The sequence below is a fragment of the Armatimonas sp. genome (assembly GCF_043757465.1).
In the GTDB taxonomy this organism is placed as follows: domain Bacteria; phylum Armatimonadota; class Armatimonadia; order Armatimonadales; family Armatimonadaceae; genus Armatimonas.
The window spans coordinates 14,319-38,046 of record NZ_JAYVPL010000023.1 but is presented as its reverse complement, the minus strand read 5'-3'; the positions used below and the strand labels follow the sequence as shown (position 1 = coordinate 38,046).

The 23,728-nt window shown below is 58.8% G+C and carries 25 protein-coding genes and 1 pseudogene; 18 read left to right on the top strand and 8 right to left on the bottom strand.

Annotation, left to right across the window (positions count from 1 at the left end):
• Positions 1-21: 21 nt before the first annotated feature.
• Positions 22-1,599 carry an ankyrin repeat domain-containing protein gene (locus ACH2ED_RS03255; RefSeq protein WP_395088775.1) on the top strand — a complete coding sequence of 526 codons (1,578 nt, stop codon included), beginning with the start codon at positions 22-24 and terminating at the stop codon, positions 1,597-1,599.
• On the top strand, positions 1,592-2,737 hold the full coding sequence (gene moeB, locus ACH2ED_RS03250) for a molybdopterin-synthase adenylyltransferase MoeB (RefSeq protein ID WP_395088774.1): 1,146 nt from the start codon (positions 1,592-1,594) through the stop codon (positions 2,735-2,737). The genes ACH2ED_RS03255 and moeB overlap by 8 nt, the downstream gene beginning before the upstream one ends.
• A gap of 18 nt (positions 2,738-2,755) precedes the next feature.
• On the opposite strand, the gene ACH2ED_RS03245 is transcribed toward moeB, so the two are convergent.
• On the bottom strand, positions 2,756-3,793 hold the full coding sequence (locus ACH2ED_RS03245; protein ID WP_395088773.1) for a threonine aldolase family protein: 1,038 nt from the start codon (positions 3,791-3,793) through the stop codon (positions 2,756-2,758).
• Positions 3,790-4,320, bottom strand: coding sequence for a DUF1992 domain-containing protein (locus ACH2ED_RS03240; RefSeq protein ID WP_395088772.1), 531 nt, complete (start codon positions 4,318-4,320; stop codon positions 3,790-3,792). Before ACH2ED_RS03240 ends, ACH2ED_RS03245 begins: the two co-directional genes overlap by 4 nt.
• A gap of 249 nt (positions 4,321-4,569) precedes the next feature.
• Here ACH2ED_RS03240 and ACH2ED_RS03235 point away from each other — a divergent pair.
• Both ACH2ED_RS03235 and ACH2ED_RS03230 read left to right on the top strand, forming a co-directional pair.
• Positions 4,570-5,046, top strand: a pseudogene (locus ACH2ED_RS03235) (DUF6932 family protein); the annotation flags it as partial.
• Positions 4,970-5,416 (top strand): helix-turn-helix domain-containing protein, encoded by a 447-nt coding sequence (locus tag ACH2ED_RS03230; RefSeq protein WP_395088771.1) that lies wholly within the window; start codon positions 4,970-4,972, stop codon positions 5,414-5,416. The pseudogene ACH2ED_RS03235 and the gene ACH2ED_RS03230, both read left to right, overlap by 77 nt.
• A 6-nt stretch (positions 5,417-5,422) precedes the next feature.
• Here the strand turns inward: ACH2ED_RS03230 and ACH2ED_RS03225 are convergent, their stop codons facing one another.
• A complete protein-coding gene (locus ACH2ED_RS03225; protein WP_395088770.1) occupies positions 5,423-6,031 on the bottom strand; it encodes an RBBP9/YdeN family alpha/beta hydrolase in 609 nt (202 codons plus the stop codon).
• 64 nt (positions 6,032-6,095) lie between these two features.
• Between ACH2ED_RS03225 and ACH2ED_RS03220 the strand changes: the two genes are divergently transcribed.
• Positions 6,096-7,394, top strand: coding sequence for a PQQ-dependent sugar dehydrogenase (locus ACH2ED_RS03220; protein ID WP_395088769.1), 1,299 nt, complete (start codon positions 6,096-6,098; stop codon positions 7,392-7,394).
• Position 7,395: 1 nt separating this feature from the next.
• The gene (locus ACH2ED_RS03215; protein WP_395088768.1) at positions 7,396-7,722 is read left to right on the top strand and encodes a hypothetical protein; all 327 of its coding nucleotides are present in this window, start codon (positions 7,396-7,398) and stop codon (positions 7,720-7,722) included.
• Between the two features lie 9 nt (positions 7,723-7,731).
• On the opposite strand, the gene lysS is transcribed toward ACH2ED_RS03215, so the two are convergent.
• Together lysS and ACH2ED_RS03205 are read right to left on the bottom strand one after the other, a co-directional pair.
• On the bottom strand, positions 7,732-9,261 hold the full coding sequence (gene lysS, locus ACH2ED_RS03210) for a lysine--tRNA ligase (protein WP_395088767.1): 1,530 nt from the start codon (positions 9,259-9,261) through the stop codon (positions 7,732-7,734).
• Between the two features lie 32 nt (positions 9,262-9,293).
• The gene (locus ACH2ED_RS03205) at positions 9,294-10,523 is read right to left on the bottom strand and encodes a Gfo/Idh/MocA family protein (protein WP_395088766.1); all 1,230 of its coding nucleotides are present in this window, start codon (positions 10,521-10,523) and stop codon (positions 9,294-9,296) included.
• 59 nt (positions 10,524-10,582) lie between these two features.
• Between ACH2ED_RS03205 and ACH2ED_RS03200 the strand changes: the two genes are divergently transcribed.
• The 4 genes from ACH2ED_RS03200 to ACH2ED_RS03185 all read left to right on the top strand — a co-directional run bounded on the left by ACH2ED_RS03200 (position 10,583) and on the right by ACH2ED_RS03185 (position 14,276).
• Positions 10,583-11,725, top strand: coding sequence for a M24 family metallopeptidase (locus ACH2ED_RS03200; protein WP_395088765.1), 1,143 nt, complete (start codon positions 10,583-10,585; stop codon positions 11,723-11,725).
• A gap of 61 nt (positions 11,726-11,786) precedes the next feature.
• Positions 11,787-12,110 carry a thioredoxin gene (trxA, locus tag ACH2ED_RS03195; RefSeq protein WP_395088764.1) on the top strand — a complete coding sequence of 108 codons (324 nt, stop codon included), beginning with the start codon at positions 11,787-11,789 and terminating at the stop codon, positions 12,108-12,110.
• 115 nt (positions 12,111-12,225) lie between these two features.
• Entirely contained in the window at positions 12,226-12,921 is a 696-nt protein-coding gene (locus ACH2ED_RS03190; RefSeq protein ID WP_395088763.1) for a response regulator transcription factor, read from the top strand.
• A gap of 488 nt (positions 12,922-13,409) precedes the next feature.
• Positions 13,410-14,276, top strand: a complete 867-nt coding sequence (locus tag ACH2ED_RS03185) for a sensor histidine kinase (RefSeq protein ID WP_395088762.1) — start codon at positions 13,410-13,412, stop codon at positions 14,274-14,276.
• On the opposite strand, the gene ACH2ED_RS03180 is transcribed toward ACH2ED_RS03185, so the two are convergent.
• Positions 14,259-14,543, bottom strand: coding sequence for a hypothetical protein (locus ACH2ED_RS03180; RefSeq protein ID WP_395088820.1), 285 nt, complete (start codon positions 14,541-14,543; stop codon positions 14,259-14,261). The two genes, ACH2ED_RS03185 and ACH2ED_RS03180, sit on opposite strands and share 18 nt — an antisense overlap.
• Positions 14,544-14,554: 11 nt before the next feature.
• Between ACH2ED_RS03180 and ACH2ED_RS03175 the strand changes: the two genes are divergently transcribed.
• The 4 genes from ACH2ED_RS03175 (at position 14,555) to ACH2ED_RS03160 (ending at position 17,621) form a co-directional block, all read left to right on the top strand.
• Positions 14,555-14,938 (top strand): FKBP-type peptidyl-prolyl cis-trans isomerase, encoded by a 384-nt coding sequence (locus ACH2ED_RS03175; protein WP_395088818.1) that lies wholly within the window; start codon positions 14,555-14,557, stop codon positions 14,936-14,938.
• 1,033 nt (positions 14,939-15,971) lie between these two features.
• Entirely contained in the window at positions 15,972-16,481 is a 510-nt protein-coding gene (locus ACH2ED_RS03170; protein WP_395088817.1) for an FKBP-type peptidyl-prolyl cis-trans isomerase, read from the top strand.
• Between the two features lie 237 nt (positions 16,482-16,718).
• Complete coding sequence (locus tag ACH2ED_RS03165; protein WP_395088816.1) at positions 16,719-17,051, top strand: FKBP-type peptidyl-prolyl cis-trans isomerase; 333 nt, start codon at positions 16,719-16,721, stop codon at positions 17,049-17,051.
• A gap of 3 nt (positions 17,052-17,054) precedes the next feature.
• Positions 17,055-17,621, top strand: a complete 567-nt coding sequence (locus tag ACH2ED_RS03160; protein WP_395088761.1) for an FKBP-type peptidyl-prolyl cis-trans isomerase — start codon at positions 17,055-17,057, stop codon at positions 17,619-17,621.
• Here ACH2ED_RS03160 and ACH2ED_RS03155 read toward each other — a convergent pair.
• Positions 17,608-18,714 carry a glycosyltransferase family 4 protein gene (locus ACH2ED_RS03155; protein ID WP_395088760.1) on the bottom strand — a complete coding sequence of 369 codons (1,107 nt, stop codon included), beginning with the start codon at positions 18,712-18,714 and terminating at the stop codon, positions 17,608-17,610. The genes ACH2ED_RS03160 and ACH2ED_RS03155 overlap by 14 nt on opposite strands.
• A 143-nt stretch (positions 18,715-18,857) precedes the next feature.
• Between ACH2ED_RS03155 and atpC the strand changes: the two genes are divergently transcribed.
• The 3 genes from atpC to ispD are packed head-to-tail and all read left to right on the top strand — an operon-like array spanning position 18,858 to position 21,181.
• Complete coding sequence (gene atpC, locus ACH2ED_RS03150; protein WP_395088759.1) at positions 18,858-19,268, top strand: ATP synthase F1 subunit epsilon; 411 nt, start codon at positions 18,858-18,860, stop codon at positions 19,266-19,268.
• A gap of 32 nt (positions 19,269-19,300) precedes the next feature.
• Entirely contained in the window at positions 19,301-20,461 is a 1,161-nt protein-coding gene (locus tag ACH2ED_RS03145; protein WP_395088758.1) for a PIN/TRAM domain-containing protein, read from the top strand.
• Between the two features lie 9 nt (positions 20,462-20,470).
• Complete coding sequence (gene ispD / locus ACH2ED_RS03140) at positions 20,471-21,181, top strand: 2-C-methyl-D-erythritol 4-phosphate cytidylyltransferase (protein ID WP_395088757.1); 711 nt, start codon at positions 20,471-20,473, stop codon at positions 21,179-21,181.
• Here ispD and ACH2ED_RS03135 read toward each other — a convergent pair.
• Positions 21,167-22,363: a PQQ-binding-like beta-propeller repeat protein gene (locus tag ACH2ED_RS03135; protein ID WP_395088756.1), complete on the bottom strand. Its 1,197-nt coding sequence runs from the start codon at positions 22,361-22,363 to the stop codon at positions 21,167-21,169. The two genes, ispD and ACH2ED_RS03135, sit on opposite strands and share 15 nt — an antisense overlap.
• Positions 22,364-22,385: 22 nt before the next feature.
• On the opposite strand from ACH2ED_RS03135, the gene ACH2ED_RS03130 reads away from it, so the two are divergent.
• Entirely contained in the window at positions 22,386-23,711 is a 1,326-nt protein-coding gene (locus tag ACH2ED_RS03130; RefSeq protein ID WP_395088755.1) for an ankyrin repeat domain-containing protein, read from the top strand.
• Positions 23,712-23,728: the final 17 nt, after the last annotated feature.

Genomic DNA, 23,728 nt, shown 5'->3' with positions numbered 1-23,728 from the left:
AAGGCACGGTACAATAGCGCCATGGCCTTCTCCTGGAAGCGAGCGCGGCGGGCGAGTAAGCTCCGTCAGTACCGCGATGTGCGTGAGGATTTGCTACGCATGGGGCGCTATGCGCCAGCTCCGATTCGCAGTAAGGCCGCGCCGGTTCGCTTCTGTCCCCACAGCTGGACGACTCTTTGGGGCGCGGCGGCACTGGGCTACGCTAAGATCGTTAAGCGCTTTGTTGAAAACGGAGCGGCTGTCAACCAGCGCGATGAGTGGGGGCGCACGGCGCTCTGGTGGGCGGTGGATGAGCGGCGCTTTGAGATCACGGAGCGGCTTTTGGCCTTCGGTGCGAACCCTGATCAGCGCGATGAGACTGGAATTGGCCCCCTGCACCTTGCCATCCGGCGCGGCGACACGGCGCTGGTCACGCTACTCTTGAGCCACGGAGCGCGTCCCGAAGGCGAGGTGGAAGGTGACAAGCCGACCCCGCTGATGTGGGCAGTGCGACGCGGTGATGCGGCTCTCGTGGAGACACTTTTGCGTGCAGGAGCGCGCACCACGGCGCGGGATCGGTGGGGGCACACCGCGATTTTCTATGTCCAGAGTGCCACGGCGGGCAGTGTTCTGGCACTGCTCCTGGAAGGCGGGGCAGCGCCGACGGAGCGGGCGGGAGATCACGATACCCCGCTGCACCGTGCGCTCCGCGTGGGGGATGTGCGGCTCTGGAAAGCGCTCGTGCCCGGGGATGATCTGCCCGATTTTCTGCCCCTGCGTGGCCGTGCCGACGACACGCTGCTCCATGCCGCCGCAGAGGGGGGGGATCCAACACTGGTGGCCCGCCTGATAGACGATGGCACGCTGATCAATGGGCGCAACGCCTTCGGGCACACCCCACTTCTTGTGGCGCTGACAGCGGAGAATCTTCGTGTGACAATACTTCTCACCCAGGCTGGAGCAACCATTGGGTTCCTCGAAGCGATTGCAATGGGCGATGCGGCGCGTGCCTCCGAGCTCTGGCCGCGCCCGGGGACACTGCTCGATGCGCCCATCTCGGGTCTGGAAACGCCTCTGATGGGTGCGATTGCCCGAGGTCGCACTGAGCTGGTCGAGCGATTGCTGGCCGTGGGAGCCTCCCCCAATGCGGGAACCCGGACGCTGGGAACGCCCCTAGATGTCGCGGTGCTCACGGATCAGCCCGAGCTCGCGCGGCTGCTTCTGGCACGCGGGGCTGACCCGACTCTACTGCGTCACGTCACCTCGGGGGAGCTGCGCGAGCTTCTAGGAGAAATTCCGGAGCTACTGCCGCTCCAGATGGCGCGCCTGGAGCACACACGTGCGGACACCCAGGCCCTCTACGAAGCCGCCGTCGCCGGGGATGATGCCCTGCGCTTCTTGCTACTCTGCGGTGCCAACCTCAATACGCCCGATGAACAGGACGCGACGGCATTAATGCTTGCCGCTCGTGATGGCGATGCGCCTGCGGTGCAGCGCTTACTCACGTTTGGAGCCGCTCCCGCCGGTGCCTACGCCGAGGCGTTGAAGGCCGGGCGCATTGCAGTGCTCTCCCTGCTCACTCTGGATGAGGATACGGAGGAGCCCGACGGCGATGACTGATAGTTCTTCCACAATGGATCTTTCTTCCACGGAGCGCGAGCGCTATGTCCGGCATTTGTTATTACCAGAACTCGGGTTGGCGGGCCAAAAACGACTCAAGGCGGCCACGGTCGCGGTGGTCGGGGCAGGGGGGCTGGGCTGTCCGGCGCTCCAGTATCTCGCTGCCGCAGGAGTGGGCACGATTCGCGTCATTGATGACGATGCTGTAGATCGCTCGAACTTACAGCGCCAGATTCTCTACCGAGACAGCGATGTCGGGCAGGCCAAAGCCGAGGTTGCGGCGGCTGTGCTCCGGGCACAGAACCCACTGATTCTCATCGAAGCCCACCGCGTGCGCCTGGTTGCAGCAAATGCCGCTGCGCTTCTGCGCGGGGCAGACGCAATTGTCAATGGCGCGGATAACTTTCCCACCCGCTACCTGGTCAGCGATGCGAGTGTTTTGCTAGGCATTCCCCACGTCCACGGCGCGATCCATCGCTTCGAGGGCGAGGTGAGTGTCTTTCTGCCCGGTGGGCCGTGTTACCGCTGTCTCCATCCGAATCCCCCGGCACTGGGAACCGTGCCATCGTGTAGCGAGGCAGGGGTGCTGGGCGTGTTGCCTGGACTGGTGGGGACGATTCAGGCCACGGAGACACTGAAGCTGCTGCTTGGAATCGGGCTACCGCTGGTCGGGCGCTTGCTCCTGCTCGATGCACTCACTTTGCGGTTTCGCGAGCTTCGCCTGCCCCGAAATCCGGCGTGCGGGGCCTGTGGAAACACGCCAACCCTCCAGGAGCTTGCCGATAACACTGGGGTACAATGCCCCACAGGAGTAACAACGATGCGTGAGATGACGCCCACGGAGCTGAAAGTAAAGCTAGATCGCGGCGATGAATTTCTTTTGATTGATGTGCGTGAACCCAATGAGTTCGAGCTGTGCCGGATTCCGGGTGCACGGCTTATCCCCCTAAACACGATTCCCCAACACATGGGAGACCTCGATCCCGATGCGGAGATTGTCCTTCAGTGCCGCAGCGGTCGCCGGAGCGCCGACGCGCTGTTATTTCTTCAGGCGAATGGTTTTACCAACCTCTGGAACCTCAAGGGGGGAATTCTTGCGTGGGCCGACGACATTGACCCGACGATGGCAAAGTACTAAGCCCGTAGCCGGCACACCCTAACTGCACACCGCCCGGATCACAGTGAGCGCCTCAGAAATTTCGGCCCGACCGACTCCTAAATGGGTCACAAACCGGGGACGGCTACCGCTCCCCGAGCAGACGACACCTTGAGCTTTGAGCCGGGCCTTGAACGCATCGCCACTAAGGCCCGTACCCGCAATATCGACAAACACCAGATTGGTCTCCGGCCACGGGGAGAGCTTGAGCCCGGGAATTTCGGCGAGTCCTTGCGCTAGAATCTGAGCGTTTTCGTGGTCCAAGGCAAGCTGGGGAAGGTGGTGCTGGAGTGCGTAGAGCCCCCCCGCAGCAACGATCCCGCTCTGGCGCATCGCCCCACCGATGGCATGCTTCCAGCGCCGCGCAACCTCAATCGGCTCTTTGGTTCCCAGCAGCAAAGCCCCAATAGGTGCTCCCAGCCCCTTGGTCAAGCAGACCGTCACCGTGTCAAAATCGCGGACTAAGCGCTGCGCCATGGCCCATGCCCCCTCCACGCCGCCAAGCGTCACCGCTGCATTGAAGAGCCGTGAGCCATCGAGGTGTAGCTTAAGCCCGGCCTCGCGCACCGCAACCACCACATCGTCTAGCTCCGCCATTGTCCAGACTGCGCCACCACAGAAGTTATGCGTGTTCTCCACACACACCAAGCGGGTGGGCGGAAAGTAGGGGCCGCTGGGACGAATTGCCGCCCTCACCTGGTCCCCTGTGAAGACTCCCCGCTCACCCGTCACCACATCTAGCATCACCCCGGAGAGTACCGCCGGAGTACCGCCCTCGAACAAGCGAATATGACACAGCTCGTGGCAGATCACCGAATCGCCCGGCTGCGTGTGAACCTTCAGCGCAATCTGATTGGCCATGGTTGCCGAGGGTAAAAATAGTGCCGCTTCTTTACCAAGCTTCTCCGCTAGAAAGTCCTGGAGCGCCTGCACGGTCGGGTCTTCCCCAAAGTGATCGTCCCCAACCTCAGCCGCCGCCATCGCCGCCCGCATCGCCGCCGTCGGCTTGGTTTTGGTATCCGAGTACAGATCAATCATGTGCCAAACTCTTCCATTTCTTTGGGGATGCTGTAGCTACGAAAAGGCCGCGCGTAGCCCGATGGGCAGATCATGTTGTACTGGAGAACCAGTGTATTGACCGCGCTCATGGACTCTTTCAGCTCAGTGCGCAGGCGCACCTTTACTCGCTCCCGGCTCTCCAGCGGCGCTTTATCGAGTAGCTTGAGCGCCCGCTCTTTTTGTTTCGTCACCGCCTCGAGCTCCCGCTTGATGTCCACCTCAAGCTGCATCCACTGCGGGAGCGCCCCAGCGTTCTTGAGGATTTTCTTCACCATGCGCTGCTCCGGCGGCAAGCCCATGTCTTCGTCGTAGTTTAGGGGCTGGCCTTTGAGCGGGTTGTCGTCGAACACTCCCGCATCCATCGCCTCCTTGATCTTCCGCTCCCCTACAATGCGCATCCAGTCCATACGATTCAGTTTACCCTGCGTCATGAACGACGCGGGCCCCGCTTCGCGGCGGGCGCAAGCGCCACAAAGTCGCTCCGCGACAGGAGGGACTATGAACATGGCAAAAAAGTTGTGTTTGGGTATTGACATTCTTAAAACCCAATGATATAGTTGTGTTACGTCGGAAGACTCTTACCAAGATAAAAACACAAACAAGATAAAAACACAAACAAGAGTTATTTTTGGTTTGAAAATAAATTTATTATAAAGATGACTATGTCATTTTATGTAGCCTGGAGAAATTATGTTGATGTGTTTCGACCGAAGTGGGAATTTCCCCATTGGTATCCATGAGCCAGTGGGAATTTCCCCATTGGTATCCATGAGCCAGAGAGTTGGGCTGAGTTTGTTTCGCGCCTCGGGACAAACCCGACGCGTCGTCGTCAGATTGAGGGGCTGAAAGATGCCTTGCGCCTGCTGAAAGAGGTGGGTTGTCAGGCCGTTTATGTGAACGGTAGTTTCACTACGGCGAAGGAGTTGCCGGGTGATTTTGATGCTTGCTGGGACACCACGGGCGTAGATTTTGATCGGCTTGATTCGATCTTTTTCAGGCTTCGCCCTCCACGCAGCCAGATGAAAGCGCGTTTTGGCGGTGAGCTGTTTCCTGCGAGCACCGGTGCAGGCAACGGCGAGACTTTTCTGGAGTTCTTCCAGCACGACCGCAACGGGATACCGAAGGGGATCGTGAAACTAGATTTGAGGAAATTAAATGGCAGCGATCTTGAACCAGCGCCAGTACCGGATCACGAAATCCTGGGTGCGGCGCTTCGAGAAAACACTAGCTGAGTTCCTGACTTCCGAGCAGGCAAATGCGCTCCCACCAAAGCAGCGCCAGCTTGAGGAGGATGCCATTCGTGGGCAGCTAGAGACACTTCAAGCGGAAGTGGCGGAGTATGAGGCGCTTCTGGCAAGTGCTCAGCCGCTGGAAGTCCGCTCGTTTGCGGAGCTTCCCCGCGCTCTGATTCGTGCTCGGATTGCGTCGGACATGACGCAGAAGGAGCTTGCAGAGCGCCTCGGGCTGAAGGAGCAGCAGATCCAGCGCTACGAGTCCAGCGAGTACAAAAGCGCGAGTATGGAGCGTATCGCTGAGATTATGGCGGCACTGAATGTCGAGATTGACGGGATGCGGCTGCGGTTTGCGCAAGCCGCACCCTGACACTCTCTATTTGTTGCCGACGGGCGGCAGCTCGGCGTTTCCGAGGCACCAGTCCTCGACCCACTGCCACTTGCCGTAGCCCCAGTACGGGCTGATATGGCCCCCGCCCGTCAGGACGGTGCACTCAATCCCGAGGCGCTTGGCGTAGGTTTCCATCTGCTCCCAGGTCGCGTAGTCGTCGTCGTTGCCGCCAACCAGGTGGGTGACTGTTGCTGCTTGGGCGATGGCTTCGGGATTGAGGGGCGGCGGGAAGAACGTGTCCACCGTGGCAGGGGCGCTCCACGGGGGGATGCCGGGGACGACGTAGGGCGGGGCGACCAGCAGCACGCGCTCGGCGAGCTTCTTACTAGAGCGGGAAGCGACGTGCAAGTAGGTGATGGCTCCGAGGCTGTGGCAGACGACGGTGAGATTATCGGGATCACCGGCTGCGGCGAATGCGGCCTCCTGGCCCGCGATCCAGAGGTCGAGGTTCGGTGCCGTTGGCTCGGGGAGCTTGGGGTAGTGCAACGTCTGGCCCGCATTCGTTAGCGTGGCGGCGAGGTGCTCCTGCCAGTGATCGGGCTTGTTGCCGCCCCAGCCGTGCAGTATCAGAGTGGATTTGTTCTTGTTATTCATGGGCTGTATTAGACCACAAAATTCCAGCGGAGAAAACGCGGCTGCACAGAGGTACAATCTTCGCATGAAGAATCGGAGAGTGATAGTTCTTGCTGGGGTAGTGCTGGCGGGAGGCGCGTGTGCGCTGGCCCAACAGTCCGGGGTTTTGACAGGGAAAGCGGCGCTGGGAGACTGGAGTACCGATGCGCCCGGGGTGCGTCGCAAGCTCACGACGGCGGATCTGCCCAAACCATTTGATACGCCGTCGGTGGATCGTGGCCCGCAGTGGGCTCCTCGGCCAGAAGGTGCACTACCTAAAGCGCCCGCCGGATTCAAAGTGACGCGCTATGCCGAGGGGCTGGAAGGCCCCCGTGTGATCCAGACCGCACCCAACGGGGATTTATTTGTGGTGGAGTCAGATCGTGGCCGCGTGAAGCTGATCCGCGATGCCGACGGCGATGGTAAACCGGAGCTGACGCTGGCGTTTGCGACGCGCCTCAGGCAACCATTTGGGCTGGCGTTCTTTCCCGCCAAGAACCCGCAGTGGGTCTATGTTGCCAACACGGACTCGGTGGTGCGTTTCCCGTATCGAGTGGGGGATCTGGCCCCCCGTGGCGAGGCGGAAGTGGTGGTCGGTGATCTCTCTGGCGGCGGACGACTGCGCGGCGGTGGGCACTGGACACGCGATATCGCCTTCTCCAAAGACGAGACCCGGATGTACGTCTCCATCGGCTCCCTCACCAATGTAAACACGGAGAACTTAGACGAAGAGGAGCGCCGCGCTCGGATTTTCTCTTACACGCCAGTGGGCAAAGATCGTAAAGTCTACGCGTCGGGGATTCGCAACGCCGTGGGGCTCGCGACCAACCCCAAGGACGGCACACTCTGGATGAGCGTCAATGAGCGCGATGGGCTGGGGGACATGCTGCCCTCAGACTATGTTTCCAGCGTGAAAGAGAACGCGTTCTACGGCTGGCCCTGGTACTACCTCGGTGACAACGAAGACCCACGCCATGCCGGAAAGCGCCCCGACTTAAAAGGCAAGGTGACCGTTCCCGATGTGCTGCTCCAGTCGCACTCCGCCTCGTTGGATCTGGCGTTCTACACAGGCAAGCGCTTCCCAAAGACCTACCAAGGGGATATCTTCGCCTGTGAGCACGGCTCGTGGAACCGGGCACGGCGCACGGGCTATAAAGTGATCCGAGTCCCACTCAAAGACGGCAAGCAGGCCACGGGTGAGTACGAGGACTTCCTGACGGGCTTTGTCGTGGACGAAAACCGCGTGTGGGGTCGCCCTGTCGGGGTGGCGGTTGGTTTAGACGAGGCGCTCTACATCACCGATGATTTCTCGGGATCCGTCTGGAGAGTGGCATGGGGGAAATAAAATGAAGTTCTTCCGGCAGTGGGCGGGTGTGATCGCGTCGCTGGTTCTGGCTGGCTCCGGCTGGCTGGTCAGCTTGGGCGAGGGCCATCTTTTTGGACTGCTCCTGATGGCGGTCGGGCTGCTTGCCGCTACCTGGCAAGCCTGGCAAGTCAAGAAAGAAATCGGTGACCCGTATGATCTCAACAAACTCTGGGACTCGCCCCTGCCGGAAGACATCCAGCCCGAAGAGGCACTCTCCGAGCCGGATCAAGCCTACTGCCACCGCTGCGGCCACATCGTCCCCGACGACTTCGCCCGTTGCCCGGACTGTGGCGAGCGGGTGCGCTAGTCGGGGATTTTAATGCCCAGATTCGGGTCGCATCAACGGGAAGTAGATAATATCTCGAATGCTTTGTGCACCAGTGAAGAGCATTGCCACGCGGTCTAAGCCCATCCCGAAGCCGCCCGTGGGAGGCATCCCGTACTCTAAGGCGCGGATATAGTCGGCGTCGTAGGGGTGTGCTTCTTCATCGCCCGCGTCCTTCTGCCCCGCCTGGTTCTCAAAACGCTCTTTTTGATCCAGCGGATCGTTGATCTCCGAGAAGGCATTGCCCGTCTCGCGGCCCGCGATATAGCACTCGAAGCGGCGCGTCAGATGCGGCTCACCGGGCTTCTTACGGGCCAGCGGGCTGGTCTCGTAGGGGAAATCCGTGATAAAAGTCGGCTGTATCAGCGTCGGCTCGGTCAAAATCTCATTGAGCTTTTCGATAATCCCGCCCACGGTCGTCTCTTTGCTCGGGTCGCCGCCCACACGGGCAAGCGCAGCCTTGGCGTTCTCTAAGTCCAGAAGCTCACTGCGCACGATGCGGCCTCCTGAGTTCTCCTCGATTCCCTGAAGCATGGGCAGGCGACGCCAGGGTTTGGAAAAATCCAGCTCCGTCCCGTCGGGGAGCTTGAGAGTATCGCCGCCGATCACGGTGTTGCAGATATGCCGGAACATCTTCTCGACAATATCCATCATCCCCTCTAAATTCGTGTAGGCTTCGTAGAGCTCTAGGAGGGTAAACTCCGGGTTGTGGTCGCTGTCCACGCCCTCGTTGCGGAAGACCCTCCCGATCTCGTAGACTTTCTCAATGCCCCCAACAATCAGGCGCTTAAGCGGCAGCTCCAGCGAGATACGCAGGTGCATTTCGAGCTTCTCGGCGTTGTGGAGGGTATTGAAAGGCCGGGCCGCCGCGCCCGTCGCATCCATCACGAGCACGGGCGTCTCAACCTCTAAGTAGTCAACGCTGTCCAGATACTCGCGGACGGCCCGGGTGACTTGCATACGCTTGCGGAGTACTTCACGGGCATCGCGGTTGACGAAGAGATCCACGTAGCGCTGACGGTAGCGAATCTCGACATCTTTTAGCCCGCCCTTGACCTGCTTCTCACCGTTCTTGTAGTACACTTTGGGAAACGGCGGCTGGCGCAGCGCCTTGGAAATCAGCTCCAGGCTAGTGACACGCACAGCCCAGTCGCCCTTTTGTGTTTGAAAAACCTCACCCTCGACACCCACAAAGTCGCCCAGGTCCACGAACTCTTTCACGTAGTCCTGAATCTCCGCCGCGTCGTCTTTGGAGACAAATACCTGGCCATCGCCCGACGCATCTTGCAGGCCCAGAAACGGCAGGCGCAGGCTGCTCACCCGCCCCGCCACTTTTACCAATGTCCCCGCGAGCGTCTCGTGTCTTTCACGAATCTCGCCGAGCTGGCAGGAGCGATCCCAGCGCTCGTGGGCAAACGGATCGCGCCCGTTGGCGCGTAGTGCCTCCAGCTTGCGCAGGCGGTCCGGGTGAATGGCGCTCATGGCGCTCTCTTCTTCGGTTAACTCAATCTCTTCAGGCATGGTAGCGGTTATTGTATCGTGGGTTAGGGGATTTATTCCCAGTGCCCGCGCGTGAAATCCGGGAACTCGACGGGCATATTGCCAAGGCGTACGGAGTCCTCGGAGAGCGGGCCAGGAGCGCTCCAGGCGGCGGCATCGTAGACATCCATATCGGGGACGAGCCCTTCGTGGAGGCACTGCACCAGCCGCCAGTTCATCACGAAGTCCATCCCACCGTGCCCACTGCCTAGTTCTTTGACCTTCTCGCGCAGCTCCTTCCAGAGCGGGTGCTCAAACTCCTCTTTGATCGTCGCGATGTCGGCCCATCCGCCGTGGTGTGGCGTTTTGGGATCGGCCTCTAAAAAGACACCCGCGGGCCAGTCACGAAACGCGCCTTTGGAGCCCTGGAGCAGCGTTCCTCGGCTGTAGGGGCGCGGCGTGACCACATCGTGCTGGAGCATAATGGTCCGGCCTTTGGCGGTCTGGATCAGGCTGGTGTTCATGTCACCCGCTTTGTAGAGCTCACTGCGCTTGGGATTGCCGTCCTCGATAATCGCATTGCGCGTCTCCGTCAGGCTAGCCTCGCGGCTGCTCATGGAGATCAGGCGCGTAAACCGGTCGCCCCGGTGAATCCCCATGGCCTGCGCCACGGGGCCGAGGCCATGGGTGGGATAAAAATTCCCATCGCTGTTCTTATGCGGCTCGCGTCGCCACAGACCTTCGCTCTGGTCGGAGAGGAGCAAGTGTCGCAGATCGTGGATGTAGGCCGCCTCGCCGTGGGTGAGTGTGCCTAGCTTGCCCGTGCGCGCCAGGTGAACCATCATCAGCTCATTGTCGCCGTAGCAGCAGTTTTCGAGCTGAATGCAGTGCCGCCGGGTGCGCTCGCTGGTCTCCACCATCGCCCAGCACTCGGCAAGGGTGACGGCGGCGGGCACTTCCACAGCGGCATGTAGCCCAGCCTCCATGGCCGCGACCGCGTAGGGAACATGCTGTGGCCACGGCGTCGCAATGTAGGCAAGGTCCGTCGTGTTAGGATCCAGCACCTGGCGCACGTCGCCGCCGACAATAATCTTCGGCTCCGTTTTGCCCTTCTCCCTGATCACATTCGCCGCTTTCTGCGCGGCTTCGTCACTCACATCGTAGACCGCGACAACCTGGACTTCGGGGCAAGCGAGCAGCTCACGCAGCATCCCGCGCCCGCGCCCACCACAGCCAATCAACGCCAAGCGCACCGTCTCGCGCGGGGCAAACGCCACACCGCGCATGGTTTGTATTGAAGACATGGGGGGATTTTACCCCCTAACCCCGCCAGGCGGGGGGCAAACCGGGTACAATTTCGCGCATGCAAGATTTTTCGTTTCCCGCACGGATCTCTGGGCTGCGGGCACGCTTCGAGCTTGAGGCCGCGCAGTTTCAGGGGATTGATGCGCTCATCGTCTCCCACCCCGAGAACGTGCGCTATCTGACAGGGTTTTCAGGCTCCAGTGGGCTTGTCGTGCTGACCAAGACTGATGCTTTGTTCTTCACTGATGGGCGCTATGCCGTCCAAGCCGAGCGTGAGGTTCCGGGTTTCGAGCGGGTTGTGCTGCCTGCGGGGAGTGTTTTATTGGTCGCAGCAGGGGATTGGCTCCGGGAAAATCATCGGGTGAGCTGTATCGGGTTTGAGGCCGATCATATTCCCTACAGCGCCTACCGCACGCTGGAGCAGACACTCGATCCGGATGATCGGGCGCAGCAGGCGGTCTTTGCTCGTTCGGGCGATGTTGAGGCACTTCGGGCGATCAAAGATGACAGCGAGGTGGCGAAGATCCGCGCGGCCTGTCAGCTCGCCGATGCCTGTTTTGCGCATCTTTGTGGCTTTATCAAAGTCGGTATGACCGAGGCGCGGGTGGCGTGGGAGCTGGAGTCGTATTTTCGGACACACGGGGCGCAGAAGCTGAGCTTCGATCCGATTGTGGGCAGCGGCGCAAACTCAGCACTGATTCACGGACGGGCTTCGGATCGGGTGATAGGGTCGTCGGGCGGGCCGGAATTTATCTTAATGGACTTTGGCTGCGTACGGGAGGGCTACTGTTCGGACATCACGCGTACCGTGGTGATCGGCGGGGAGCCAACGGCAAAAATGCGCCATATCTACGACTCCGTTTTAGGTGCACAGCTCGCGGCGCTCGCGGCGATCAAGCCCGGTGTTGAGGGGAAAAGCGTGGACACGATGGCGCGCGAAATGCTCAAGAACGCGGGTTACGGCGAGATGCCACACGGACTGGGGCATGGTCTGGGGCGCGTGGTTCATGATCTGCCATTGCCAACATTCTCCCCTAAAGCAACGGTAGTCCTGGCGGCGGGGATGGTCGCGACCGTGGAGCCGGGTGTCTATATCGAGGGTCTGGGCGGCGTGCGGATCGAGGACGATGTGCTGGTCACAGAGTTGGGGTGCGAGCGACTGACATTGTCGAGCAAAGAGCTGATTGTTCTTGGGAACTAATCCCCTTGCCGAGTTGTAACGTGTGTGGAAGATTTTCTTAGAACGTTTGGAGGAAATAAAGATGAGTGCAGCAGCAGCGGTGACAGCCGCCGATTTTGAGACAACGGTTCTGAAGTCCGAAGTTCCGGTTCTGGTTGATTTCTGGGCGCCCTGGTGTGGCCCGTGTCGCCGGATCGCGCCGGAGCTCGATGCCGTGGCGGAGCAGCTGGGCGATAAAGTCAAGATTGTGAAGCTCAACGTAGACGAGGAGCCAGATCTGGCGGGCCAGTACGGGATTCAGAGCATTCCTGCACTCTTGATCTTCAAAGGGGGCAAGCAAGTGGACGGTATGGTCGGACTTGCGCCACGTCAGGTAATCGCCGAAAAACTTACCGCGCATATCTGAAGCGCCCCATAGAATAGAATAAGGCGTCTGCGTGCCATTGCAGACGCCTTATTTTATTGGCGGCGGTTAAAAATCCATGAATGCGCCGGGCATTTTGCGGCGGTATAACAAGAGAGTGCGAATTCTTTTAGTCGAAGATGAAGCCCCGATCGCCGCTGTGGTGAAACGGGGGCTGGAGCGCGCGGGCTATCAGGTAGAGGTTGCGGAGGATGGCTTGAGCGGCTGGGAGCGGGCGATTGAGGGGGGCTTCTCTCTGATCCTGCTGGACTTGATGTTGCCGGGCCTGGACGGCCTGGAGATCTGTCGCCGCCTGCGTGCCCGACGAGAGCGCACGCCCATTTTGATGCTGACCGCGCGCGATGCCGTTCCCGAGCGCGTGAGAGGACTGGAAGTGGGGGCAGATGACTACCTTCCCAAACCCTTTGCCTTTGAGGAGCTGCTGGCACGGGTGCGTGCGCTGCTCCGTCGCGAGGGAGTGAACAAGAGTAGCATTATCGTGATTCGGGATCTGGAGATAGATACCACCCTGCGGCGCGTGCTGCGTGGCGGAGAGGAGCTGGCGCTGACGCCACGGGAGTATAGCCTGCTGGAAGCACTCGCCAAAAACGAAGGCCGCGCACTCACGCGCGAGACCATTCTGGAGCGTATCTGGGGCGACGAAGGGCGCACGGGCTCCAACACCGTGGATGTCTATATCACGATGCTCCGGCGCAAGATAGACATAGATGCTGAAATAAAACTAATCCATACCGTCCACGGGATCGGCTATGTCCTACGCCGTCCCCCCCAAGAGGAAATCGAAGCATCATGAGTGTCCGTGTTCAGTTGACGCTGTTAAATATGCTCGTTTTCGCACTGGCACTCGGAGTTTTCGGGAGCATGGTGCGCGTCCAGGTAGAGAATAACCTAATCAGCGGTGTGGACCGTAACTTGCACAGCGATCGCCCGAATCGTCGCGAACGACCACGGAGCGAACCTAATAAACCATTTTCTCTGACCGAGATCCGCGCGAATTTTGCAAAATCTAAGCTTAGATACACTGATTCGGGTGTACCTGTGTGGCCGATTTATCTGATGTCCGGCATCAACGCAATAGATGGGGTTTCCTCTTCTCGTGATCTCGACGGAATAAAGAAATGTGTTGCGCTGGGCACCCCTGTTTGGACGACATCTAAAGGATTCCGTTACTGCACGACGAAGATTAAGGTAGACAGTGGCCCGGAGCTCTATTTCCAGCATTCTGAGTCATTGGCACAGGTTCATGCTGAGCTAAATCGGCTCACGCGGACACTGCTCACCATGATTCCCATAGCTCTCTTGATTGCGGGACCTGCTGGGATGTTTCTGACGGGCCGGGCACTGGCTCCCATTCGCGCGGTCACTCAAGCGGCGGGACGAATTGGGGTCGAGGATCTCTCCGAGCGCCTACCGGTGCGTGGCAAGGACGAGTTTGCAAAACTAGAGGAAACTTTTAATGGAATGCTGGCCCGGCTTGAAGCCTCGTTTGAGCGGCAAAAACGCTTTGTCGCCGATGCCTCTCACGAGCTCAAGACGCCTCTAACAGTGATCAAGGCAAACTCCAGCCTCGCGCTCACCGATCCTGACCTGACCCCGGATTACCGGGAGACTCTGGTGGAGATAGATCGCGCTGCGGATCGAACGGCACGCATCGTCCAGGACTTGCTTCTGTTGGCGCGTACGGATCATGGGCAGCTCCCGCTCAAAGAGTCCGAAGTGCTGCTCGAGACACTTTTTACCGGGACGGTCTCAGAGGCACGTAAGCTCCACACCGACGGAGCACAGATCGCTGTTCAGGTGAGCAAAGAGGCAGTCTGGGGGGATGCACATCTGCTCCACCGACTGCTGCTCAACTTGCTAGACAATGCCCTGCGGCATACCCCCAAAGACGGCACGGTTCAGGTGACGGCCCTCGCCGATGGCTTTTTGGTATCGGATTCAGGCGAAGGGATCTCGCCGGAGCACCTCACACACCTAGGCGAGCGCTTCTACCGGGTAGACAGCGCCCGTGCCCGCACGGGGGGCGGCACAGGTCTGGGACTGGCGATCAGCCGCGCAATTGCTGAAGCGCATGGCGGCACTCTGGAGATTCAGAGCGAGCTTGGTAAGGGAACCACCATCCGGGTGACCCTAGCGGCGCAGCAGTAGCGCACTGCCAAACAGCTCCGAACCGTCGGGGAGGCGCAAGCGGATCTCCAGGAGTGCCTCGCTCGTGATCTCTTCCAGCGCCTCATGGGTCACCGGATTGGAGATTGCAAGCAGCAAAGGGGTGGTCTCGGGCGCAATAGACTCCAGCAAACCGGCGAGCCAGTGAACAATTACTGCGGCTTTATGTGTCTGGCTCTCGTAGGTTGCCGTGTCCAGCAGGTCTTGAGCGGTTTCCAGTAGGTAAGAAAGTAGCTTTTCCGGAGGCATTACCCCAGGGTATACCACGTTCTGCGGGTTGCTCTGGTAAACTGGAAGGCATGGCAACTGTGACTACGGCCTCTGGCCTGCAATATGAAGATATCGTCGTTGGTGAGGGTGACGCTCCTGTCGTGGGGCGCGGGGTTTCCGTGCACTACACGGGCACGCTACTCGATGGCAGCAAGTTTGACTCCTCACGGGATCGAAACCAACCATTTGTCTTTACGCTGGGAGTTGGGATGGTGATCAAGGGCTGGGACGAAGGCGTGGCGGGCATGAAAGTCGGAGGGCGACGTACCCTGACGATCCCGAGTGATCTTGCGTACGGTGCGCGGGGTGCAGGTGGCGTGATCCCGCCGAATGCAACTCTTATTTTCGATGTCGAATTACTCGCGGTAAAATAGGCTGATGCGACAACCTCTCTTCCTGGCGGCTCTTCTAGCCGCGCTCCCTTTCTCGGTGCTCAGTGGCTGCGGCGGTGGTGATAGTACCAGTGTGTCAGCGGCCACGACTCCTGTCAAGCTAGATATCGTGTGGGCGGCACGGAGCCGGAGCCTAAGTGCGCCGTCGTCCGCGCTCTCCGCCGTTGTCTCGCTGAAACAGGGAGCCTTTCCCGCGACCAACCGCAACGATGATTCCGCCGGCTACACCCAGAGCTACGCCTCGCCCACCAACGTGGCACCGGGGCCAAACGTGCTGAACGTGACATTCTATGCGGGCAAGAACGGCAGTGGTGCGGTGGTTGGAACGGCGAGCAAGACCGTTAATCTTGCAAGCGATGGTACCGGGGCGGGAGATGTCCTGCTGGTAGGCAAGGTGCAGACAGTTGCAATTACGAGCCCGGCACGGATCATCGTGGGACAGAGCACCGACCTGGGCCTCTCGGCGACGGATGGTAACGGGGCGAGCGTCGCGATCTCCACAGGCTCAGCGACCTATACCGTGCTCAGTGGGAGCGAGGTGGTCAGTCTGACACCCGATGGCAAGCTCACTGCTAAGGCAGTAGGGGTAGCGCGGGTGCAGGCGGCTCTTGATGCAAAGACCAGCGCGTCCTTCGAGATCGAAGTCCGGGCACCGGGCACTGCGACGGCTGTCATTGGGGCAGGTCAGAGCGTCAAGCTCGGCGAGAGCAAGCAGCTCGACTTCAGCTTTACCGATGCGGATGGTAACCCGATAAGCTACGACCCTGCCCAGCGTACCTTCGAGGTAACCAGCGGTGGGGATACGGCCAGCATTGACAACACCGGGAACATCACAGCGTCAAAAGTCGGTGTCCTCAAGCTCAAGGCGAAAATACCGGGCTTGGAGAGCGCAGAAACCACGGTCAATATCCTGCCAAACGGAAGCTTTACCCTATCCATCCCTGCTGAGCAAGGGGTTAAGGTTGCGGAAACGAAAAACCTCACCGTCACGGTAAAAGACAGTGGAGGCAATGCGATTCCGTTAGGGACGGGGGGCGCTAGCTTCAGCATCACACGAGGTAGCGAGTCGCTGACTCTCACCAGTGCAGGAGCGGCAACAGGAGCTGTAGCAGGCTATGCTGTCGTTCGTGTCAGTGTCGCAGGCAGCACCAGCGAGTCGCAGGCAGTCTTTGTCGGGGACGTCGTGACAAAGCCCAGTGGGTTGAAGTACATTGAGAAAACGGTGGGAGCTGGGGTGGTGCCCTCGAACGGCCAGACGGCGGTGGTGAACTACACGGGGGCCTTGCTCAACGGCACGATCTTCGACTCGTCGCTGAATCCAGGGCGCACTCCTTTTAGTGTTAAGCTGGGGGCAAGCCAGGTGATCAAGGGCTTCGAGGAGGGGATCTCCACGATGAAAGTGGGCGGCAAACGCTTGTTGATCATCCCCTCGGAACTTGGTTATGGTGCAGCGGGCCAGGGCGCAAGCATCCCGCCCAACAGCACGTTGATTTTTGATCTTGAGCTCCTGGAGGTAAACTCGTAAACCGCTATGAATCGTAATCCTTTTATCAAGCCCATTGTGATTGTCTTGGGCATCTTTGTCGCTTTGTTTATCGTCGGGAAATTTTTTGCTCCCAAAGAGCCCCCCGTGCCCGTCGAGGCAACGCCGAATCCGGCGTCCGTCACTGCGGAGGCGACCAACCGTAAAGAAGCCTTCGGGAAGAAAACGGCGGACGAGGCGCTAGCCAATGGGGAAAAAGCCAAGCTCGGGCCCAAGGCTGTGACGACAAAGTCGGGTCTCAAGTACGAAGATCTGGTCGTCGGAGCTGGGAAAGAAGCCAAGGACGGCACTACTGTGGATGTCCTCTACACGGGCTGGCTCACCGATGGTACCAAGTTTGATTCCTCGGCGGATCATAATAATGAGCCGTATTCCTTCTCACTACCCGGCCAGGTAGTTGCAGGTTGGAACGAAGGGCTTCCTGGGATGAAAGTGGGCGGCAAACGCAAGCTCGTCATTCCGGCAGCTCTAGGCTACGGGGAGACGGGGCAGGGGACGATCCCTCCGGGAGCGACACTCGTTTTTGAAATCGAGCTCCTGAAAGTGAAGTAGCTCTTGTCTACGTCGCCTACGTCCACAGGAACTCTCAAGCGGAAAAAGCGCGGTAAAGGTGGCTGTTGTGGCTGCCTGGTGGTGCTGCTTCTACTCCTGGGAGGGAGCCTCTGGCTCGCACGCAAGTGGGCACCCAATCACCTGAACTGTGGGCTCGCGTGGAGCCGTACGCAGGTCGTGGCCAAATATCCCGCGCTGAATCGCTGGATCCCTAAGCCACCAGGGGCCACCCCGCCGTCGGTTTTTGAACCCAGTTCGCCACCGCAACCGACAACTCCCAGCCCACCCCCGCAGCCACTGATGAGCCCGTCGCCCACGCCGGGGCCTGTGGCGACTGCATTAGACACAAGTGCGCCTGTGGATGTGGTGGTTGGTACCGGTCAGGAGGCACAGCTTGGGCAGACCGTCGTGGTTCACTACAGTGCGAACAAGCCATCTGAGCTTCCTGAAATATTTATGCTCGGCACAAGCGATGTCAGTGAAACACTCGATAAGGCAGTGCGAGGAATGCGTGTTGGAGGGAAGCGAAAACTAGCGGAGCTTGAAGTGGAACTTGTCAAGATGCTTTAGAAAGTTCCTGCTCCATACGTGCTAGTATCCGCCCTACATTTTTCTCCACATCGTAGCGCTCCTCCGCATCGTGGCGGGCTGCAATGCCCATTGGCCCAAGATGTTGTGGGTTACTCAGCAGAAACTCCAGCCGATCCACCAGTGCATCGTAGTCACCTGGCGGGAGTAAGTAGCCCGTCTCCCCATCGCGAATTATATCTCCGGTTCCACCGACCTGACTGAGTAGGACAGGCAATCCAGAGGCGATTGCCTCTAGGCCCGCCAGAGAGTAACAATCGCACCGAGTGGGTATCACAAAGAGCTGCGCTTTACGGTACAGCGCGATGAGATCCGGATGGTTGGGGCCAAGCCCATGGTAGATATGAACATTAGGATGGGTGGTAGGAACAGGGTCTCGGGTGACCAGGTGCAAGTGCCAGTTACGCTTGCGAGTCTGGTGTGCCCAGTCCAGGAGTAAGTCGCCCCCCTTGCGGACAAAATCTCCCCCCACAAAAAGGATATGGATATCGTCGGTAAGAGATCGCGGCTCCGTCTGCCAGAGGTCTAAGTTGATACCAGGCGGAACCACCTCGACTTGTGCGGGATCAGCGCCGTAGTCGTGGATCATGCTCTGGGCGGCCCAGTGTGACCAGGGAAAAAGAAGGCGGGCATTCTGGTAGAAGTCGCGGCGTGCCCGCTCCTTCCAGCGTTCGTAGGGGACGAACGTGCTGGGGGTCTTCCCGTAGCAATCCCCAAACGCAGTGAGCTGTTTAGGGGTACAGTCAATCGCGACAAAATACGGCTGCTGCCTCAGGAGTTTTCGTCGGTTATAGGTAATTGCGGGGGCACCGATCAGAAGACCATCGAACGGCCCACTCTGTAGCCCGGCGCTGAGCTGCTGCTGCGAGCGCAAGCGCGCCTTCCAGGAACCGGGCAGAAGTGGAAGACGCTCCAGTACGCCCCCAGGCCGGTACCAGTCAATAACAATCCAACGAGGATCGAGAGGTGGAGCGAGGCGTGTGAGAGCCTCACGCCAGTTCTGGTACTGTGTCTTTAGTCCCACTTCTGTCGAGAAGACGAAGCCGATGCGCGGAGCATTTCGTTGTATTCCCACCAGTGCCATAATCGGTAGGTTCTATGGCAATATTTATGCCGAATGGGGAGCGACTCTACCAAATGGACTCTGTTGAGCGGCAGTGAGAGTGGTACAATGAGAACCGAGTACGCTCTCCGTGGGAGAGTTTAAGGATAGAAAATTTGGCAGCGACTTTCAATTTAAATATCGTCACACCAGAGAAAACGGTGCTTTCTGGAGACGTGACCTCTGTCCAGGTGCCCTCGGTTGAGGGAAGCCTTGGAATTCTCGCAGGACATGCCCCCTTACTGGCGGAGCTTGGTGTTGGTGAGTGTGTCGTCCGTCTGGCCGACGGCACCACACGACAACTGGTTGTTGCAGGCGGGTTTCTTGATGTCGCCAAGACTAAAGTCTCGGTTTTAGCAAACACGGCTGAGTTTGACGACGAGATAGATGTGAGCCGCGCGGAAGCCTCTCTGATACGGGCACGCGAGTTGCTAAGCAGCGCCGAGAGTATTGACCGCACGGAGATAATGGAAAGCATGCGCCGGGCTCAAGCACGGATTCGCATTGCTAAAAGCGGGAACAGCTAAGCAAACCCAATCGTACCAGAAGGAGACACACTATGAATAATAAAATTTGGCGTTTGACTTTCACCGCTCTTCTCGTTAGTTTAGCGGTTGGAGTGGGTTGGTATGCCTCTAATCTGGTCTTCGATTTTCTTCGTGCAAAAAACTTGCTGACTGAAAATCAACGCTGGGTTTACTGGGTCGTTTTTGGACTCTCTAGCGTGATTTTTGGCTTTGCCTTGGGGCGCTTTATCTTTCGTAAGATCGAGAGCCTGGGCGACCAGATGCGCAAGATGTCCACACGTGACAAGGTCGCCATTGGTGCTGGACTCACGATGGGAATATTCCTGACGGCTGCGATTTCGGTGGTGATCTTCCGTGCGTTGGATCACAACACACTGGCAGCCGTAGCAGTCGTGCTTATTACAGGAGTTATTTTAAGCTACCTGACCACATCCGCTGCATTCTCGATGAAGGAGGAGTTGCACTTCTATATGCCGCCACAGACCAAGGAGGCGGAAGAGGAAAACAAGCTTCAGCACGCGACTTTTAAGATTCTGGATACGAATGTCATCATTGACGGTCGGATAGCAGATATTGCGCGGGCGGGATTTGTGGAAGGGACGATCTATATTCCTGGATTTGTCCTCGATGAGCTGCAACATATCGCTGATTCGTCAGATGGTCTCAAACGGGCACGAGGCCGTCGTGGGCTGGATATTCTCAACCAGATGCAGAAAGAGCTAACGCTTGTGGTGCGGAGCTATGATAAGCTCGCACCCGAAAAAGAGGAAGTGGATTCCCGGCTGGTGAAGCTCGCAAAGGCGCTCGATGGCACACTCGTGACAAACGACTTCAACCTGAATAAAGTGGCGGAGCTACAGGGTGTCCCCGTTTTGAATATCAATGAGCTTGCTAATGCTCTGAAGCCAATTGTCCTGCCCGGCGAGGAGATGCGAGTCGCTGTAGTACGCGAGGGGCGTGAGCAGAATCAAGGGATTGGGTATCTCGACGACGGCACGATGATCGTCATTGAAGGGGGCCGTAAAGTGGTGGGAGAGACAGTTGAGGTAATTGTCTCCTCGCTCCTGCAAACGACGGCGGGTAAGATGATCTTCGCCCACTTGCGCGATGACGACGGCGGGGCGGACTACGACCGGAATATTCGTCCCTACACGCGCGGCCCTCGTACCCCGATCCGGGCCCAGCGTTCCTAGAAAGAGCCGATGCGATCCCAACCTGCTGTCACTGCCCTCATCCCCGCTGCCGGGCATGGTGGGCGCTTTGGAGCGGAGCAGAATAAGATATTCACCGATCTTCTGGGCCGCCCCTTGCTTGGCTGGACTCTAGATGCCTTTGGGCAGTGTACCGATATCGCCCGCATTGTTCTGGTGGCCAATGAAGGGGAGAGCGATTTGCTCTGGGAGCTGGGCGAGCGGTACGCAGGCGGGAAGCTGCAAGCGGTGGTGCTTGGCGGTAGCACGCGCCAGGAGAGTGTCCGACGGGGCTTGGATGCCGTTACGACCGAGTACGTGCTCGTCCACGACGCGGCACGGTGCTGCATCACCCCTGAGCTGATCTCTGAATGCGTTGGCACCGCACGTAGCCACCAGCTCATGACTCTCGTTCGGCCCGTTACGGACACACTGATCCGCCGCAGTGGGGAACTCGTCGAGAGGGCCGATCTCGTTGCTGTGGAGACACCTCAGGGATTTCTGACCGACTTACTCAGACGCGCCCACCTCTCAGCGCGCTCCGAAGGCTTTGTTACTACCGATGATGCAAGCCTCTTGCGGCGGCTTGGGCGTACCGTCCACCTGATGGAGAGCACCGCGCCGAACCCGAAGATTACCTACCCAGAAGATCTCGTGATTGCCATTGCACTCCTCACGGCCCGCGCCACCCTAAAGCTCCCCACCGTGTCAGACACGCTCTAAACAGTACAGATGTGTACTGGTTCGAACATAGAGCGCTTTCCCGCAGAGAGCTGGCGAGGCATGGCACCCCATTTCAAGCTCATTCTGCGCGACCGTGTTAAGGGTTCGACCTGGCTTAACAATCCAAGCCTTGCCACGCTCGTTAAATAAATAGATTAGCCCTCCGGCATAGACCGGCGACGCGTAAAAACGCCCCCCGATGCGCTCCTTATAGACTTCTTTTCCCGTTGCAGCCTCTAGGCACGTGAGCACCTCGGAGTCGGCAACGAAGTAGAGAAGATCCTCCAGCAGAAGCGGCGAGCTCAGATTGGGAACACCTTTGGTGTAGCGCCAAACAACGTCATCGGGCGTCGGACCGTCCGGGCGATCCAGCTTGACTGCCCAGAGCTCCGGGCGATTGAAGCCCGTGTTTAAGAACAGGAGTCCGTTGCCGGAGATGGGCCTGGATGCGTTCGAGAAGCCAGGGTGGGGGATACGCCAGAGCTCTTTGCCAGATCCAGGATCGTACCCACAGGCCGCACTGGCACCCACACTCACTAGCTCCTGTTGGCTGCCTCGTTTCAGGAGGTAGGGGGTTGTGTAGGCTTTGTGCAGATCACCGTCACTGTTGCTAAACCGCGTATTGCGAGGGGTCTTCCATAGTGTCTTGCCCGTCTTCGCCTCCAGGGCAACTAAGTACTGTACATCCATCCCATCGTAGGTCAGGATCAGTTTATCTTGAAAAAGCAAGGGCGATGAACCGGGACCTTGCCCGTGCTGACAATTTAAGTCACGCCGCGTCCAGAGGATAGTAAACCGACGCGTATCAATGCAGGCCGTGCCAAATGTCCCGAAATGCACATAGACACGACCCTTCTCAATCACGGGTGACGGTGACGCATACGTGTTGTTACTTCGTGGAAAAGCTTGAGGGGAAGGGTTTTGGAAGACCAAGATCCGTTGCAGTAGCTTCCCCGTGGTGCGCTCGAAACACAAGGCGAACTGCTCTTTGCCGTCTTCCGTTGCTGCCGTAAGCCAGATATGGTTCTCCCAGACTACGGGCGACGACCAGCCGTGTTCGGGAACCGGGGTTTTCCAGCGGACATTTTTCTTTTCGTTCCACTCTTTGGGAAGGTCGGTGGCGCCACTAAAACCATCACCCTTGTGGCCGCGAAAGTCTGGCCAGTTGCTGTCTTGTTGCATCGTACTATAGTATAACAGAATCATGCATCGCCGTACCTTCACGCTGGGAATTTTGACACTGCCCCTTGCTGCAGATGAGATACTCCCTCCGCTGCATGCGGCCACAGTCGTAGGCAATCTGGACGAAGTCCGTCGTTTGGTGAGCATAGATGCGTCTCAGGTAAACAGCCGTGATCAGAAAGGCAATACCCCGCTCCACCATGCCGCCTGGCACAATCAGCTAGAGATCGCACGATTTTTCGTTGCAAATGGTGCCACTTTGGATGCGCGACGCACCGAGGGACGTGTCACGCCCCTGGAGTCGGCGAGCTATTTTGGTTATTTGGACATGGTACGCCTGCTCATCAGATTCGGAGCGGATGTCAATGCCAAAGTCTACGAGGGCTTCACGCCCCTGCACCAGGCCGTACGCAATGGCCACACAGCGATCTGTCAGCTCTTGATGGAAAAGGGGGCGCGAGTAGATGCGGAGCGCGACAATGGCTTCACGCCCCTCCACAGCGCCTCAGAGAGCGGTCAGACCGAGAGTCTGCTCTGGCTCTTGGCGTGTGGCGCGGATCCCACACAGCGGGCCAAAGACGGTCGCACACCTCTCGCTGTGGCAAGCAACGACAGTGTGCGTGAGCTTCTCCAGCGTGCCCTGACGCTGCGCGCTGATGTTGAGGCAAGGCTGGTGGCGCGTGAGCTGCTGCTGCCGGATGCGTCCCTGACAACGCGCCTTGAGCTTCCTGCCTATGAGAGTCACTTTGAGCGCGCCGCGACAGGTGCCGAATGGACGACCACTGCGCTGGGAGGTACCTGGAACAACTTGGAGCACGGAGTGACTCCTCGGGGTAACCGGAGTTTTTTGGGGCTGCTAAGTAACCAGGAGGTTCGACTGGCTCTGGGAAAGCTGCCGACACACAATGCGCTCCGCATTTCTTTTGAGCTTTTTGTCGTTGGTACTTGGGATGGCAATGGCACGCCCCGCAACGGCCCTGATCTCTTCGATCTCTCCGTGCTCAACGGACCAACCCTGCTGCACACGACTTTTTATAATCCCGGCACGGAACTCAAAGACGCCGCTCTCCAAGCCTATCCTGCGGACTACCCACTAGGAAACAATAAGGGCTACACAGGTGCGCACGAGCGAAACAGCCTCGGCCTGTTCATGGATGAGAGTGGCATGCCTCGTGATTCGGTCTACAAAAATGCCTTTACGTTCACGCACCGCTCGGATTCCGTCGTTCTGCGTTTCTCGGTCACGGGCTTGGAGGGACTGGAGAACGAGAGCTGGGCACTCTCGAAAGTTCAGGTGACTGCGCTGACGCTTGGGGCAGCCACTCCTCCGAAGCCTAAGAAAAAATAAACCGCCCCGGAAACTAC

Bases quoted from the DNA above. Each gene is read 5' to 3' on its own strand.
- ACH2ED_RS03255 (WP_395088775.1), top strand. From the start codon at position 22: ATGGCCTTCTCCTGGAAGCGAGCGCGGCGGGCGAGTAAGCTCCGTCAG.
- moeB (WP_395088774.1), top strand. From the start codon at position 1,592: ATGACTGATAGTTCTTCCACAATGGATCTTTCTTCCACGGAGCGCGAG.
- ACH2ED_RS03245 (WP_395088773.1), bottom strand. From the start codon at position 3,793: ATGATTGATCTGTACTCGGATACCAAAACCAAGCCGACGGCGGCGATG.
- ACH2ED_RS03240 (WP_395088772.1), bottom strand. From the start codon at position 4,320: ATGTTCATAGTCCCTCCTGTCGCGGAGCGACTTTGTGGCGCTTGCGCC.
- ACH2ED_RS03230 (WP_395088771.1), top strand. From the start codon at position 4,970: ATGGCAGCGATCTTGAACCAGCGCCAGTACCGGATCACGAAATCCTGG.
- ACH2ED_RS03225 (WP_395088770.1), bottom strand. From the start codon at position 6,031: ATGAATAACAAGAACAAATCCACTCTGATACTGCACGGCTGGGGCGGC.
- ACH2ED_RS03220 (WP_395088769.1), top strand. From the start codon at position 6,096: ATGAAGAATCGGAGAGTGATAGTTCTTGCTGGGGTAGTGCTGGCGGGA.
- ACH2ED_RS03215 (WP_395088768.1), top strand. From the start codon at position 7,396: ATGAAGTTCTTCCGGCAGTGGGCGGGTGTGATCGCGTCGCTGGTTCTG.
- lysS (WP_395088767.1), bottom strand. From the start codon at position 9,261: ATGCCTGAAGAGATTGAGTTAACCGAAGAAGAGAGCGCCATGAGCGCC.
- ACH2ED_RS03205 (WP_395088766.1), bottom strand. From the start codon at position 10,523: ATGTCTTCAATACAAACCATGCGCGGTGTGGCGTTTGCCCCGCGCGAG.
- ACH2ED_RS03200 (WP_395088765.1), top strand. From the start codon at position 10,583: ATGCAAGATTTTTCGTTTCCCGCACGGATCTCTGGGCTGCGGGCACGC.
- trxA (WP_395088764.1), top strand. From the start codon at position 11,787: ATGAGTGCAGCAGCAGCGGTGACAGCCGCCGATTTTGAGACAACGGTT.
- ACH2ED_RS03185 (WP_395088762.1), top strand. From the start codon at position 13,410: ATGATTCCCATAGCTCTCTTGATTGCGGGACCTGCTGGGATGTTTCTG.
- ACH2ED_RS03180 (WP_395088820.1), bottom strand. From the start codon at position 14,543: ATGCCTCCGGAAAAGCTACTTTCTTACCTACTGGAAACCGCTCAAGAC.
- ACH2ED_RS03145 (WP_395088758.1), top strand. From the start codon at position 19,301: ATGAATAATAAAATTTGGCGTTTGACTTTCACCGCTCTTCTCGTTAGT.
- ispD (WP_395088757.1), top strand. From the start codon at position 20,471: ATGCGATCCCAACCTGCTGTCACTGCCCTCATCCCCGCTGCCGGGCAT.
- ACH2ED_RS03135 (WP_395088756.1), bottom strand. From the start codon at position 22,363: ATGCAACAAGACAGCAACTGGCCAGACTTTCGCGGCCACAAGGGTGAT.
- ACH2ED_RS03130 (WP_395088755.1), top strand. From the start codon at position 22,386: ATGCATCGCCGTACCTTCACGCTGGGAATTTTGACACTGCCCCTTGCT.